Consider the following 14,170-nt stretch of genomic DNA (forward strand, 5'->3'; position numbering starts at 1 on the left):
GCCGCAGGGCGGCTCCGCGGGGATCACCCGCGGGGAGCCAGCCAGATCGCGGAGTTCGCGGGGAGCATGACGCGGGCCGACGTCGGACGCCCGTGGAACGACGGTCCGTCGGCGGTCACCGAGCCCATGTTGCCCCGGCCGCCGCCGCTGTAGGCCTCGGCGTCGGTGTTGAGGATCTCGTCCCACACACCGGTCAGCGGGAGCCCGACGCGGTAGTCCGCGCGGTCCGCACCGCTCAGGTTGAACAGGCATGCGATGACCGACCCGTCGGAGCCGTATCGCAGGAAGCTGATCACGTTGTTGGCGGTGTCGTTGGCGTCGATCCACTCGTAGCCGAGGGGATCGATGTCCTGGGTGAACAGCGCGGGAGCTGAACGGTAGATCCGGTTCAGGTCGGTGACGAGCGCGGAGATGCCGGAGTGGAGTTCGCCCTCCCACCCCTGGAGCTGGTGCCAGTCGAGGCTGCGGTTGTCGGCCCATTCGCCGGTCTGTCCGAACTCCTGGCCCATGAACAACAACTGCTTGCCCGGATGCGACCACATGAAGGCCAGATAGACCCGGACACCCGCGGCCTTGGTGAACGAATCGCCCGGCATTCGGGTCCACAGCGTCCCCTTGCCGTGCACGACCTCGTCGTGCGACAGCGGCAGGACGAAGTTCTCGCTCCACGCGTACATCAGCGAGAAAGTGATCTCGTGGTGGTGGAAGCTGCGGTGGATCTGGTCGCGCGAGAGGTAGTCGAGGGTGTCGTGCATCCAGCCCATGTTCCATTTGAAGCTGAAACCCAGTCCGCCCAGATCGGTCATGCGGGTGACACCAGGCCATGCAGTGGACTCTTCGGCGACGGTGATCACGCCCGGGAAGTGCTTGTGGACGGTCGCGTTGGTCTCCTGGAGGAACTGGACCGCCTCCAGGTTCTCCCGCCCGCCGTGGATGTTCGGACGCCATTGGCCGGCGGGTCGTGAATAGTCCAGGTACAGCATCGAGGCGACGGCATCCACCCGGAGTCCGTCGATGTGGTACTCGCTGAACCAGAACAGCGCATTGGCCACCAGGAAGTTGCGCACCTCGTGCCGGCCGAAATCGAAGACGTAAGTGCCCCAGTCGAGTTGCTCGCCACGCATCGGGTCGGCGTGTTCGTAGAGCGGCGTGCCGTCGAAGCGCGCCAGTGCCCAGTCGTCCTTGGGGAAGTGGGCGGGCACCCAGTCGACGAGGACCGCGATGCCTCGCGAGTGGAGGTGGTCCACGAGATACCGGAAGTCGTCGGGCGTTCCGAAGCGAGCCGTCGGCGCGTAGTACGACGTCACCTGATAGCCCCAGGATCCGCCGAAGGGATGCTCGGCGACGGGCAGGAACTCGACGTGGGTGAAGCCCTTCTCGGCCACATAGTCGGCCAGCTCGTGTGCCAGCTCGCGATAACCGAGGCCTTCGCGCCACGAGGCCAGGTGCACCTCGTAGACGCTCATCGGTTCGCGTTCGGGTGCGGACTGTTCGCGCCGGGCGATCCAGGCGTCGTCGGTCCAGACGTGCTGCGACACGGTGACCCTCGAGGCGGTGGCCGGCGGCGGGGTCGTGCGGAATGCCATCGGGTCGGCCTTCTCGCGGATGACCCCGTCGGCCCCGTGCACCCGGAACTTGTAGTGGGCTCCGTCGCCGACGCCGGGGACGAACACCTCCCACACGCCGCTCGACCCGATCTTGCGCATCGGGGCGACGCGCCCGGTCCATCCGTCGAAGTCGCCGATGACGGTGACGCCGTGCGCATTCGGTGCCCACACCGAGAAGGCGGTGCCCTCCACGACGCCGTCGGCGGTGGTGTAGGAGGTGACCCGTGCGCCGAGGGCGTTCCAGAGCGCCTCGTGGCGTCCCTCGCTGAACAGGTGGATGTCGACATCGCCGAGACTGGGCAGGAACCGATATCCGTCGGCGACGACGAATTCCGATGTGCCGCCCGAGGGGTCGGGGTAGGTGACGCGGTACCGGTAGTCCATGAGGTTCGCGATGGGGACTGTGACGACCCAGAGGTCATCGGTCTGGCGGGTCATCGGGTGATCGATCCCGCCGATGATCGCCGATACCTCGACCGCGTTCGGACGCAGCGTGCGGAGGATGGTGGTGCCACCCGGGGCGTCGTGGGCGCCGAGGAAGGCGTGCGGGTCGGGGTGGGTCTGCGCGGCCAGGCGGTTCAGGTCGTGCTCGGATGCGCTCGGGTCCGGCGGGTCGGACGGTGCAGGCGACTCGAATGGTGTGGGCGCCGCCGGGTTCGGTGTGGTGTTCGAGGGATCGGAACGGTCGGTCACGGGTACCTCACTGGATCCGGTAGGCGAGTTGCTGTGCGGCGTCGGGATTCAACGGCGGCAGGGCGAGAATGTGCGCGACCGCACGCCAGGGTTCGAGGCGCACATAGTTGTCCTGTCCCCACCAGTACTCCTCGCCGGAGACCTCGTCGCGAACGGTGAAGTGGTCGTACCACTCGAAGCCGAGCTTGGGCAGGTCGAGCCACACGGTGGAATCCTCGGCGCCGAACGGGTTCAGGTTGATCACGACGACGACCCGATCACCGGACACCGGGTCGATCTTGGAGTAGACGATGAGCGACGGGTTGTCGACGTGGTGGAAGTGGATGTTGCGCAGCTGCTGCAGCGCCGGGTGACGCCGCCGGATCTCGTTCAGCGAGGTGATCCACGGTTCGAGGGACTCACCGCGACCCGCCGCGGCCTTGTAGTCGCGGGGCCGCAGTTCGTACTTCTCGGAGTTGAGGTACTCCTCGCTGCCCTCGGCCACCGCCCGGTGCTCGTAGAGCTCGTATCCGCTGTACACCCCCCACGTCGGTGCGAGGGTCGCGGCCAGTGCCGCGCGCAGTGCGAACATCCCCGGACCGCCGTGCTGCAGGCTCTCGTGCAAGATGTCGGGGGTGTTGACGAACAGGTTGGGCCGCGCCTCGTCGGCATGGTCGGCGAGTTCGCGGCCGAACTGTTCGAGCTCCCACTTGAGCGTCTTCCACGTGAAGTAGGTGTAGGACTGGCTGAAGCCGAGCCGGGCGAGGCCGTAGAGCCGGGCCGGCCGGGTGAACGACTCCGACAGGAACAGCACATCCGGGTGGCGCTTCTTGACCTCGGTGATCAGCCACTCCCAGAAGTTCGGTGGCTTGGTGTGGGGGTTGTCGACGCGGAAGATGTCGACCCCGAGGTTGACCCAGTGCAGGACGACCTTCAGGACGGCGCGGTAGATGCCGTTACGGTCGTCGTCGAAGTTCAGTGGGTAGATGTCCTGGTACTTCTTGGGCGGGTTCTCGGCGTAGGCGATGGTCCCGTCGGGCTGGACGAAGAACCAGTCCGGGTGCTCCACGGCCCACGGATGATCGGGTGCGCACTGCAATGCGAGGTCGAGGGCGACCTCGAGGCCGAGTTCGCGGGCCCGGCCGACGAAGTACTCGAAGTCGTCCTCGGTGCCCAACCGGGGGTGGATCGCGTCGTGGCCGCCGTCCTTGGAGCCGATGGCCCAGGGCGATCCGACGTCGTCGGGTCCGGCGACGAGGGTGTTGTTGGGTCCCTTGCGGTTGACCTCGCCGATGGGGTGGATCGGCGGGAGGTAGACGACGTCGAATCCCATGTCCGCGACGCGCGGTAGATCCTGTGCCGCCGTGAGGAACGTCCCGTGGACGGGGTTGCCGTCGTTGTCCCAGCCCCCGGTGGACCGCGGGAACAGCTCGTACCAGGAGCCGAAGAGTGCACGCTTGCGGTCGACCCACACCCGATAGGTGCGGCTCTTGGTGACGAGCTCGCGGACCGGGTTGTCGGTCAGGACCTCTGCGACCTCGTCCGAGATCGCCAGGCCGACGCGGTTCTCGACACGCCGCCTGCGGGCGCGCAACTGTTCGGCGGCGTCGAGTAGCAGTTCGCGTCGGTCGTCGGCGACGAGCCCCGCCGCGGTGGTCAGCACCCGGGCGCCGATCTCGAGGTCGTTGGCGAGGTCCGCGGCACCCTGCCCGGCGTCGAGCTTCTTGATCACGGCCGAACGCCACGTCGTGTACGGGTCGCTCCAGGCCTCGATGCGGTATGACCAGAACCCCACCGAGTCGGGGACGAACGCGGCGTTGAACATGTCCGGTTCGGGGGCGGGGCTCATCCGGATGTCGAGGACGCGTTGTTGCGGTGCCTCGACGTGCAACGTGACGCCGATGGCGTCGTGGCCCTCGCGCCATGCGGTGGTGCTCACCGGGAGCATCTCTCCCACAACGGCTTTGACGGGCTGAAGCCCGGTCGAGACGAGGGGTGCGATGTCGTCGATACCCATGCGCCCGATCACGTGAAGCCTCCTGTCGTCAGCTCCCGCGCCTGGCCTGGGTGTGCTGTCGGTCTCGCCGTCGTTGGTATCACCGGTTCCCAACCTAGTGCCCCGCGGAGGGGATTGTCTTGTTCACCGCCCGCCCGCCGTGTTCGCCCGCCGGGTGGTGCGGTGTCTGGGGAGGTCAGCCCACCGAAGGTGCTGCGGCGGTCAGTCGGGTGAGCGCCGAACGGACCACCGAGGGGTCGGAGGTGCGCCACATCGGCGGTAGCGACGCCATCAGGTACCCGCCGTATCCCGCCGTCGCGAGCCGGGAGTCGAGGACCGCGACGACGCCGCGGTCGTCCACCGACCGCAGCAGGCGGCCGGCGCCCTGGGCCAGGAGCAGGGCGGCGTGGTTGGCCGCCACCGACAGGAAACCGTTGCCACCGCGCGCGTCGACCGCGCGCTGGCGTGCGGTGAGCAGGGGATCGTCGGGGCGCGGGAAGGGGATCCGGTCGATCAGGACGAGGCTCAGCGAGGGCCCGGGGACGTCGACGCCCTGCCACAGCGACAAGGTGCCGAACAGACAGGTGGCGGGATCGTCGGCGAAGCGACGCACCAGCGTCGAGGTGGTGTCGTCACCCTGGCACAGCACCGGGTGGTCGGTGCGTTCCCGGATGGCCTCGGCGGCCTCCCGGGCCGCGCGCATCGACGAGAACAGACCCAGGGTGCGACCGCCCGCGGCGTCGACGAGCTCGGCGATCTCGTCCATCGCCCGTGACGAGATCCCCGAGCGGTCCGGGCGGGGGAGGTGCCGCGCGACGTACAGGATGGCCGACCGCGGGTAGTCGAAGGGGGACCCGGCGTCGAGGCCCGTCCAGCGCGCCGAACCCGAATCCGACGGCACCGCCTTGCCGTTCGCGGTCACATCGGAGACGTTCTGTTGATCGGCGACCGGACGGTCGGTTCCGCGGCCGGACGCGGGCAGGCCCCACGTCGCCGCGAGGGCGTCGAAGGAACCGCCGATGGTGAGTGTCGCCGACGTCAGGATGACGGTCGCGTCGGCGAACAGCGACGCCCGCAGCAGCCCACCGACCGACAGCGGCGCGATGTGCAGGACCGGTCGCGGCTCGGTCCCGCGACGCGAGGTGTCGAGTGCTGCCCACACCACGTCGCGTCGCTTGGCCTCGTCGGGTTCGTCGAAGGCGCCCAGGACGCGGACCACGGAATCGTGCATGTCCTCCAGCGAAGTCAACGCCGCCGAGCGGGACGCGGCGGCGCCGTCGTCGGCGGCCCCGGCCATGCGGACCGGTCCGATGGCGTTGCGGGCCTGCCACAACCGGTCGCGGAGCATGACCAACACCGTGGTCGCATCGGCGGGGAGGCCGGTCCACTGCCGCATCGGCGCGTTCTCGAGGAGTTCGCCCAGTTGTTCGCCCGCTCCGAGCAGCGCGTCGGCGGTCTCCTCGTCCACGAGCTTGCCGCAGCGTCGCGCGACGAGTGCCACTGATGTGGCCGACAGTTCGTCGGTGGCCACCGAGGTCATCCGGTCGACGAGCTCGTGCGCCTCGTCGATGATGACGACATCGTGTTCGGGAAGCACGTTGGCCGGACTCGTCGCGTTGATGGCGAGCAGCGCGTGATTGGTCACGACCACGTCGACCTTGCCGGACCGACGGCGTGACTGCTCGGCGAAACAGTCCTCACCGTAGGAACAGTTCGCCGCCCCGAGGCATTCGCGCGCCGACACGCTGACCTGCCGCCAGGAGCGGTCGGACACACCGGGTACGAGGTCATCGCGGTCGCCGGTCTCGGTGTCGCTGCTCCACTCGCGGAGCCGCGTGACCTCCCGGCCGGTGCGCGACAGCTCGAACGGGTCGAACAGCTCGGTGTCGGGCTCCTCGGCGGTCCCGGAATGGATCTTGTTCAGGCACAGGTAGTTTCCCCGGCCCTTCAAGATCGCGAACGTGGGCTCGCGGCCGATGGGCTTCTTCAGCGCCTTCGCCAGGCGGGGGAGGTCGCGCTCGATGAGCTGGCGTTGCAGGGCGATCGTCGCGGTGGACACGACGACGGTGCGGCCGCTCTCGACCGCATGCCGGATGGCCGGCACGAGGTAGGCGAGCGATTTACCGGTGCCGGTGCCGGCCTGGACCGCGAGGTGCTCGCCGGTGTCGATGGCGTGCGCCACCGCGGATGCCATCGTGACCTGGCCGTCGCGGCGGGCTCCGCCGAGCGCGGTGACCGCGACGTCGAGCAGATCGGTCACCGGGGGTGTCTTGGACATGTGATGTGTGTTCCGGGGTTGTTCTCGGTGGGCGTCGCGTCTGGCGGATCGTCGACGGTCGTGCGGTTGTGGTGTATCAGACGGATTTAGGTGCTCGCCGGTTCCCTCGAGTTGCGGAGGTGATGTGCCGTCGCAGGTTCTCCGATCGGTCAGCCGGCGCGGCTCGAGCCGTCGTAGAGCAGATCGCCGATGAGCTCCACCCCGGCCTCGCGCAGACTCGTCAGCGCCTTGGCGGTGGTCTCCTGTCCGACCGCGGCGGTGAAGTTGAGGAGCACCCGGGTGGTGAAGCCGGCGGTGACCGCGTCGAGTGCCGTGGCGCGCACGCAGTGATCGGTGGCGATACCGACGATGTCGACCGTGGAGATCTTGCGGTCGCGCAGCCACTGGGCGAGCGTCGAGCCGTCCTCGGCGGCACCCTCGAAGCCGGAATACGCGGCGCTGTACTCACCCTTCGAGAAGATCTCGTGCGCTGCACCGAAATCGAATTCCCGGTGGAACGCGACACCGTCGGTTCCGACCCGGCAGTGCGGCGGCCACGTGTCGACGTAGTCGGGGTCGTCGGAGAAATGATCCCCGGGATCGATGTGGTAATCCCGGGTCGCCACCACGGTGCGGTACTCGTCGAGGATGGACGTGATGGCGCGCGCGACCGCCGCGCCCCCGTTGACCCCGAGCGCCCCGCCCTCGCAGAAATCGTTCTGGACGTCGACGACGATCAACGCGTCGGCGGGCTTGGTGCCGTCGTTGCGTTCGGTACTCATCGGATCTCCTGGCTCATCGGATCTGTCGGCTCATCGGGATCGGGTGGGTCGTCAGCCCAGCTCGTAGCGGGTGGGGACGGCGGGATCTCCGTGCGAGAGGCCCAGACCCTCCCACGGCAGGCTCACCAGGCCGGCGGCGAGGTGGGCGCGCGCGTCGGCGAGGGTCGGGAGCGAATCGACGGGATCGCCGCCCCGCACGAGCGGGATCTGCAGATCCCGCAACCCGAACCCGTCGGCGGTCGGGCGGTCCGCGTCGGCGCGGTAGACGATCTCCTCGACGATCGTGCCGCTCGACCGGGCGGCGCGGATCGCGGACTTGGCGCCGCCGCGTGACTCCTTGTGACTGGCCCGCTTGGCCACCGGTACGCCGTCGACCTCGACGAGCTTGTAGACCATACCGGCGGTCGGTGCGCCACTGCCGGTGACCAGCGAGGTCCCGACCCCGTAGGTGTCCACGGGCTCGGCACGCAGCGAGGCGATCGCGTACTCGTCGAGATCACCGGAGACGACGATCTTGGTGTCGACGGCCCCGAGATCGTCGAGCTGTGCCCGGACCTGACGTGCCAGCACACCCAGGTCGCCGGAGTCGATGCGCACCGCGCCCAGTCCGGGGCCGGCGACCTCGATCGCGTTGCGGACGCCCTGGGTGATGTCGTAGGTGTCCACGAGCAGGGTCGTGCCGACACCGAGGGCCTCGATCTGCGCGGCGAACGCCGCCTTCTCGTCGGGGCCGTCGGGACCGGTGAAGCCGAGGGTGAAGGCGTGGGCCGCGGTGCCCGCGCTCGGTACCCCGAAGCGCCGCGCCGCCTCGAGGTTGGAGGTCGCGGCGACACCTGCGATGAACGCGGACCGCGCACTGGCGACGGCTGCCCGCTCGTGTGTGCGACGCGACCCCATCTCGATGATCGGGCGCGCTCCGGCTGCGCTCACCATCCGGGCGGCCGCCGACGCGATCGCGCTGTCGTGGTTGAGGATCGACAGGATCAGCGTCTCCAGCAGGACGGCCTCGGCGAAGGTCGCGCGGACCGTCAGGATCGGCGATCCCGGGAAATACAGTTCTCCCTCGCGGTATCCGTCGATGTCGCCGGAGAAGCGGTAATTCCGCAGCCAGGCGACGGTGTCGGGGTCGAGGAACTTCTCGACGACCGCGATCTCCTCGTCGCCGAACCGGAAGTGCGTCAGCTCGTCGAGAATCCGTCCGGTGCCGGCCACGACGCCGTAGCGCCGCCCGTCGGGGAGGCGACGCGCGAACACTTCGAATGTGCACCGCCGGTGCGCAACCGGGTGACGGAGCGCTGCCGCGACCATCGTCAGTTCGTACTGATCGGTCAGCAGCGCGGTGTTGTCGATGCTCACAATCGCTTACCCTGTCCCTATGGCGCCTGACGAAACTCGTGCGCACGAGGCTACCCCCGGCGGTACGGCGGTCGCCGAACCAGAGGTCGCCGACGGCGCGGCGGGACTCGACAAGCCGTGGATGACGATCGTGTGGGACGACCCGGTCAACCTCATGCGATATGTGACATTCGTCTTCCAGAAGATCTTCGGATACTCCGAGTCCCGGGCCAACGAACTGATGATGCAGGTCCACACCGAGGGCAGGGCCGTGGTGTCCTCCGGCGATCGCGACAAGGTCGAGGGCGACGTCCGCAAACTGCATGCCGCCGGTCTGTGGGCGACCATGCAGCGGGATTCGTGACCGCCCGATCCGGAGCCGCATCGCCGCTGTCCGCGTCGCTCCGGGCACACTGAAGCCGTGCGCACCTGGAAACGCAAGGGCCGCGGCGATTCGATCCGCATCGCCTCCCAACTCGACGCCCACGAGGCCGAACTCCTCGCGTCGATGGTCACGTCGATGTGTGAGTTGCTCACCGAGCGGGCCGATTCCGCGCCTCGCGACGATCTCGCGACGCTGACCGGTATCCGCGTGGGGCACTCGGAGGCGCCCGACGACGTCACGCTGGGCCGACTGCTGCCCGATTTCCACCGGCCGGACCAGGATGACGAGCTCTCCGCCGAGGTGGTCAACGGCAAGCTGAACTCGGCTCTGCGCAGTGTGAACGAGCCGAAGATCATCGACGCGAAGCTCGAGTCGGCGCGGGTGCTTCTCGACACCCTGCCGGCCGGCGGAGGCGACTTCGCGCTGACGCCCGACGAGGCGACCGCATGGCTGGCCGCGCTCAACGACGTCCGTCTGGCGCTGGGAGCGATGCTCGGCATCTCCGAGGACACCCCCGATCAGTTGCCGCCCGACCATCCGCACGCCGCGCACCTCGACGTCTATCACTGGCTGACCGTGATGCAGGATCTGCTCGTCGAAGCCCTGATGTGACCCTCCTCGACGTGACCCGCAGTGCGCGCGAAGGAGCGGTATCCATGACGACGAGAGGGCTCCAGTGACGACCACCGGACGACCGGCCCGGCAGGGCGACCGGATCACCGACATCGCGGGGATCACCGTCGGCCACGCTCATCGCGTCGACGCCGATGCGCGGGTGGCCGGCTCCCCAGACACCCCAGACACCCCAGACACCCCGGACGCCCCAGACACCCCAGACACCCCAGACGGCACCGGCTCACCCGACGGACACGGGTGGGTCACGGGTACGACGGTCGTGCGGGTGTCCGTGCCGGGGGCGATCGCCGCGGTCGATGTCCGTGGGGGAGGCCCCGGTACCCGGGAGACCGATCTGCTCGATCCGTCGAACACCGTGCAGACCGCGCACGCGATCGTCCTCAGCGGTGGAAGTGCCTACGGTCTCGCGGCGGCCGACGGGGTGATGCGCACGCTCGAGGCCGACGGTGTGGGTCTGCCGCTGGACGACCGGGGTCACGTCGTGCCGATCGTGCCGGCCGCGGTGATCTTCGATCTCCCGGTGGGTGCCTGGGACCGGCGCCCGGACGCCGATTTCGGAGCGGAGGCCGCGCGAGCCGCCGGCACCGACTTCGCCGTGGGATGCGTCGGCGCGGGCGCCGGTGCCCGCGCCGGTGCGCTCAAGGGCGGCGTCGGGACGGCGTCGACGACCATCGCGGCCGGCCCGGCGGCAGGCATCACGGTGGGAGCGGTGATGGTCGCGAATCCGGTCGGCGCGGTCATCGACCCCGAGACCGGCGTGCCGTGGGATCTCGGCGAGGAGGCGCTCGCCCGACTGGGGCTCCGACAGCCCGACGCCGACGACATCGCCCGGCTCGCCGACCTCGCCGCCAAGCAGACCGTGCTCAACACGACGATCGGCGTCGTCGCGACCGACGCGGTGCTCGACGCCGCCATGACCAAGAGGCTGGCGATGGCGGGACACGACGGGTTGGGGCGCGCGATCCGGCCGGCCCACTCGCCGTTGGACGGCGACACGATCTTCGGTGTCGCGACCGGCGCGATCCGACCCGCGTCATCCGTCCCGTCGCCCGCCGGAATGCACGCTGACGTCGCGGTGGTCGCCGAGGTGTGCCGGGTCGCGGCCGACGTGGTGCAGCGAGCGATCGTCGACGCGGTCCTGGCGGCCGAGCCGGTCGCCTCGATCCCCACCTACGCCCAGGCGGCGCCGTCGGCCTTCCGCTGACCGGGCTGGTTCAGCCGATGTCGACTCGGCCGTCCGACCGACCCGAGATCAGCGATGCCCGCTGGTGCAACCCCAGTAGTAGATGGACCCGCCACCGGCGTGGTACAGCGCGCCGGCCTGGGCCGTGTAGAGCCGCGACCCCGTCCCGTACCCCCAGTAGCTCGGCGACGATGCGATCGCGCCGCACCCGTTGACGAACTGGGCCACCACTCCGCAGTCCGCGGCGGGGCAGACACGGGTCGCCGCCGCCGACGCGGCGGCGTGGGAGCCGTAGTCGAGGGCCCGGCCCACCGAGCCGGTCGACGGGGACAGCGCGAGTGCGCCGTAATAGTCGTGGTACGCGTGGGCGGGCGCTGCCGTGACCGCAGTGCCGGTGAGTGCGGCCGCGACCGCGACGACGGACGCGGCGAGGCCTGCGATGCGTCGGGACAGGCCATGTCGGGGATCGGTCACGGGTGCTCCTCCTCGGTGTGTGGTGGACGGATTGCGCATCGCGGTCACCCGCCTGCCGGGTCGCGGGTCGGTTGACCGGGAGTCGTTGCACCCGAGGGCTTCTCGGTCGGGGTGTCGACCGCGTCGGGTTTGGTGACCTCGACGGTCTTGTTCCAGTCCGACAGGTCGACGGTGATGGTCGTGGCACTGTCGGCAGGGTCGGGGCCGAACACCAGTCGGGCGAGCTGATTGGTACCAGCCGTCAGCCACACGGTGGTGGGCACCGGAGCGTCCCGGGGGCCGACGATCTGCCGGGCGCCGGTCAGTGCGGCGAGTGCTCCCGCGGGCACGGTGCCGTTGATCTGTCTGGTCTCGACCCCGGCGATCGTCTCCGAACCGATCTCGGTGGGATCGCGGAACTCCCGCAGGACGTTCGCGAGCCCGTTCTCGGGATCGAGGAAGACCGACACGTCGTAGATGGACTTGCCGTCGCCGTAACTCAGATATCCGTCGCCGGCTATGTCGGCGTAGAGGACTCCGTCGACGTAGACGAACGGGGCCGCGACCTCCTGGGGATCCTTGGTGCCCAGGACGACGGTCGCCTCGCCCTTCGCGGCGTCGTCGGGGGTGGTGACCAGGTCAGCGGTGACCTTCTTGGCGTTCAGATCGGGCACGGTGCCCGCGACGTCGAGATCGAGGTGAGCGCCGTCGAGGGATGCGGTGTTCTCCGCGGCGGCGGCGATCTGGGCCGCCGGGTCGGCGATGACCGTGGTCGACGTGGTCGGGCCCCCGGTTGCGGTGGGAGAGCCGGTCTCCGACGGCGAACATCCCGTCAGGGCGATCGCGGCCACGATTCCCGCGGACAGTGCGGTCGTCGCCACCCGTTGGACTCGCTGCATGAGAAGTGTCTCCTCCGTTGGGTTTTCGACGCACCCCCGGCGCCGTTGCGACTGAACACTAGCGGCGTCTCACGACCGAACGGGGAACTGTACGGCTCCCGAATGACGTTCCGGCGGATGACGCGAGGCCCTTCTCGGACGGCGCCGCGAGAGCTCGACGCAACGTCGGTCACACCGCAACGCGGAATAGCGGCACCGGCGGCGATGTTGCCGAACCGAGGAGGCGACGAGAAGACTCGGGACGCCACGAACGTCCGCGGAGGAGAACGGGAGACCGATGCTCAGGATCGATCAGGAGTTGGTCGACGCCATGGTCGCGCATGCACGTGCCGACCATCCGGACGAGGCGTGCGGGGTGATCGCCGGTCCCGAGGGCTCTGACGATCCGCAACGGTTCGTCCCGATGGTCAACGCCGAGCGGTCGCCGACGTTCTACCGATTCGACTCGGCCGAACAGCTCTCTGTCTGGCGCGAGATGGACCGTCGGGACGAAGAGCCCGTCGTCATCTACCACTCACACACGGCGACCGAGGCCTATCCGAGTCGTACCGACATCTCGTACGCGGGGGAGCCCGGCGCGCATTATGTGCTGGTGTCCACACGTGACCCCGACGCCACCGAGATCCGCAGCTATCGCATCGTCGACGGTGCGGTCACCGAAGAAGACATCGAGATCAGGAGCTGAGCATGCCCGTCACCGTATCCATCCCGACGATCCTGCGGACCCACACCGGGGGCGCCAAGCGCGTGGAGGGTTCGGGCGCGACCCTCGCCGCCCTCATCGACGACCTGGAGACGGGTAACCCGGGTCTGAAGGAACGCCTCGTCGCGCCGGACGCGAGCGGCGCCGCGAAACTGCACCGTTTCGTCAACATCTACGTCAACGACGAGGACGTGCGGTTCTCCGGCGGCCTCGACACCTCCATCGACGACGGCGACGAGGTGACCATCCTCCCCGCGGTCGCCGGCGGCTGCTGAGCGTGGCCCGCTACGACTCACTGATCGACTCGGTCGGCAACACCCCGCTGATCGGCCTGCAACGGCTGTCCCCGCGCTGGGACGACACCGACGACGGTCCGCACGTCCGACTGTGGGCGAAGCTCGAGGACCGCAATCCCACCGGGTCGATCAAGGACCGGCCGGCACTACGGATGATCGAACAGGCCGAACGCGACGGGTTGCTCGGTCCGGGCTCGACGATCCTCGAACCCACGAGTGGCAACACCGGGATCTCCCTTGCCATGGCCGCCAAACTCAAGGGCTACCAGCTGATCTGCGTGATGCCCGAGAACACCTCGGAGGAGCGCCGGTCGTTGTTGCGCATGTTCGGCGCGCAGGTCATCTCCTCGCCCGCGGCGGGCGGGTCCAACACCGCCGTCGCGGTGGCCAAGAAGCTGGCCGGGGAGAATCCCGACTGGGTGATGCTCTACCAGTACGGAAATGCGGCGAACGTGGCGGCGCACTACGAGGGCACGGGCCCGGAGCTCTACGCCGACCTCCCCGAGATCACCCACTTCGTCGCCGGTCTCGGCACCACCGGGACGCTGATGGGCGTGGGACGTTTTCTGCGCGAACGCAATCCCGAGGTCGAGATCGTCGCGGCCGAACCGCGATACGGCGACGAGGTCTACGGACTGCGCAACATCGACGAGGGCTTCATCCCCGAGCTGTACGACGACACGGTCCTGACCCGGCGCTTCTCGGTCACGGGCGTCGACGCGGTGGCGCGGGTGCGCGAGCTGATCGATCTCGAGGGCATCTTCGCGGGCATCTCCACCGGCGCGATCCTGCAGGCGGCACGGGGCATCGGTCGTCGGGCGCTCAAGGCGGGGACCCGGGCGGACATCGGCTTCGTGGTTCCCGACGCGGGATGGAAGTATCTGTCGACCGGCGCGTACGAAGGTAGTCTCGACGACGCGGAGCAGGCACTCGAAGGCCAGCTCTGGGCATGACCCCGCTACCGAG

General features: G+C 69.1%; 13 protein-coding genes. 6 read left to right on the top strand and 7 right to left on the bottom strand.

Features of this window, described 5'->3' with window-relative positions; translation table 11 throughout:
• Nucleotides 1-23: 23 nt before the first annotated feature.
• The 5 genes from glgB to ACSUZC_RS09275 all read right to left on the bottom strand — a co-directional run bounded on the left by glgB (nt 24) and on the right by ACSUZC_RS09275 (nt 8,670).
• On the bottom strand, nt 24-2,300 hold the full coding sequence (gene glgB / locus ACSUZC_RS09255) for a 1,4-alpha-glucan branching protein GlgB (protein ID WP_439032526.1): 2,277 nt from the start codon (nt 2,298-2,300) through the stop codon (nt 24-26).
• Nucleotides 2,301-2,307: 7 nt separating this feature from the next.
• Complete coding sequence (locus ACSUZC_RS09260) at nt 2,308-4,308, bottom strand: maltotransferase domain-containing protein (protein ID WP_439032527.1); 2,001 nt, start codon at nt 4,306-4,308, stop codon at nt 2,308-2,310.
• Nucleotides 4,309-4,471: 163 nt separating this feature from the next.
• Nucleotides 4,472-6,553: an ATP-dependent DNA helicase gene (locus tag ACSUZC_RS09265; protein WP_439032528.1), complete on the bottom strand. Its 2,082-nt coding sequence runs from the start codon at nt 6,551-6,553 to the stop codon at nt 4,472-4,474.
• A 149-nt stretch (nt 6,554-6,702) separates the two neighbouring features.
• Complete coding sequence (locus ACSUZC_RS09270) at nt 6,703-7,314, bottom strand: isochorismatase family protein (RefSeq protein ID WP_439032529.1); 612 nt, start codon at nt 7,312-7,314, stop codon at nt 6,703-6,705.
• Between the two features lie 51 nt (nt 7,315-7,365).
• Entirely contained in the window at nt 7,366-8,670 is a 1,305-nt protein-coding gene (locus tag ACSUZC_RS09275; RefSeq protein ID WP_439032530.1) for a nicotinate phosphoribosyltransferase, read from the bottom strand.
• Nucleotides 8,671-8,689: 19 nt separating this feature from the next.
• Between ACSUZC_RS09275 and clpS the strand changes: the two genes are divergently transcribed.
• From clpS to ACSUZC_RS09290, 3 genes are all read left to right on the top strand, one after another.
• On the top strand, nt 8,690-9,013 hold the full coding sequence (gene clpS / locus ACSUZC_RS09280; RefSeq protein WP_439032531.1) for an ATP-dependent Clp protease adapter ClpS: 324 nt from the start codon (nt 8,690-8,692) through the stop codon (nt 9,011-9,013).
• Nucleotides 9,014-9,070: 57 nt separating this feature from the next.
• Complete coding sequence (gene aosR, locus ACSUZC_RS09285; RefSeq protein WP_238418986.1) at nt 9,071-9,646, top strand: oxidative stress transcriptional regulator AosR; 576 nt, start codon at nt 9,071-9,073, stop codon at nt 9,644-9,646.
• 64 nt (nt 9,647-9,710) lie between these two features.
• Entirely contained in the window at nt 9,711-10,874 is a 1,164-nt protein-coding gene (locus tag ACSUZC_RS09290) for a P1 family peptidase (RefSeq protein WP_439032532.1), read from the top strand.
• Between the two features lie 48 nt (nt 10,875-10,922).
• Here ACSUZC_RS09290 and ACSUZC_RS09295 read toward each other — a convergent pair whose 3' ends face one another.
• Together ACSUZC_RS09295 and ACSUZC_RS09300 are read right to left on the bottom strand one after the other, a co-directional pair.
• A complete protein-coding gene (locus ACSUZC_RS09295) occupies nt 10,923-11,327 on the bottom strand; it encodes a DUF4189 domain-containing protein (protein ID WP_439032533.1) in 405 nt (134 codons plus the stop codon).
• A gap of 44 nt (nt 11,328-11,371) precedes the next feature.
• Nucleotides 11,372-12,205, bottom strand: a complete 834-nt coding sequence (locus ACSUZC_RS09300; RefSeq protein ID WP_439032534.1) for an LppX_LprAFG lipoprotein — start codon at nt 12,203-12,205, stop codon at nt 11,372-11,374.
• 277 nt (nt 12,206-12,482) lie between these two features.
• Here ACSUZC_RS09300 and ACSUZC_RS09305 point away from each other — a divergent pair, with 277 nt between their 5' ends.
• Genes ACSUZC_RS09305 through ACSUZC_RS09315 form a run of 3 tightly spaced genes read left to right on the top strand, consistent with a single transcriptional unit; the run spans nt 12,483 to nt 14,157 of the window.
• Entirely contained in the window at nt 12,483-12,890 is a 408-nt protein-coding gene (locus ACSUZC_RS09305; protein WP_439032535.1) for a Mov34/MPN/PAD-1 family protein, read from the top strand.
• A 2-nt stretch (nt 12,891-12,892) separates the two neighbouring features.
• Nucleotides 12,893-13,183 carry a MoaD/ThiS family protein gene (locus ACSUZC_RS09310; RefSeq protein ID WP_439032536.1) on the top strand — a complete coding sequence of 97 codons (291 nt, stop codon included), beginning with the start codon at nt 12,893-12,895 and terminating at the stop codon, nt 13,181-13,183.
• Nucleotides 13,184-13,185: 2 nt separating this feature from the next.
• Nucleotides 13,186-14,157, top strand: coding sequence for a PLP-dependent cysteine synthase family protein (locus tag ACSUZC_RS09315; RefSeq protein WP_439032537.1), 972 nt, complete (start codon nt 13,186-13,188; stop codon nt 14,155-14,157).
• Nucleotides 14,158-14,170: the final 13 nt, after the last annotated feature.

It is taken from the genome of Gordonia terrae, assembly GCF_051789125.1.
Lineage (GTDB): Bacteria > Actinomycetota > Actinomycetes > Mycobacteriales > Mycobacteriaceae > Gordonia > Gordonia terrae_A.

Coding starts and splice junctions, on each gene's coding strand:
- ACSUZC_RS09265 (WP_439032528.1), bottom strand. CDS start 6,553: ATGTCCAAGACACCCCCGGTGACCGATCTGCTCGACGTCGCGGTCACC.
- ACSUZC_RS09270 (WP_439032529.1), bottom strand. CDS start 7,314: ATGAGTACCGAACGCAACGACGGCACCAAGCCCGCCGACGCGTTGATC.
- clpS (WP_439032531.1), top strand. CDS start 8,690: ATGGCGCCTGACGAAACTCGTGCGCACGAGGCTACCCCCGGCGGTACG.
- ACSUZC_RS09300 (WP_439032534.1), bottom strand. CDS start 12,205: ATGCAGCGAGTCCAACGGGTGGCGACGACCGCACTGTCCGCGGGAATC.
- ACSUZC_RS09305 (WP_439032535.1), top strand. CDS start 12,483: ATGCTCAGGATCGATCAGGAGTTGGTCGACGCCATGGTCGCGCATGCA.
- ACSUZC_RS09310 (WP_439032536.1), top strand. CDS start 12,893: ATGCCCGTCACCGTATCCATCCCGACGATCCTGCGGACCCACACCGGG.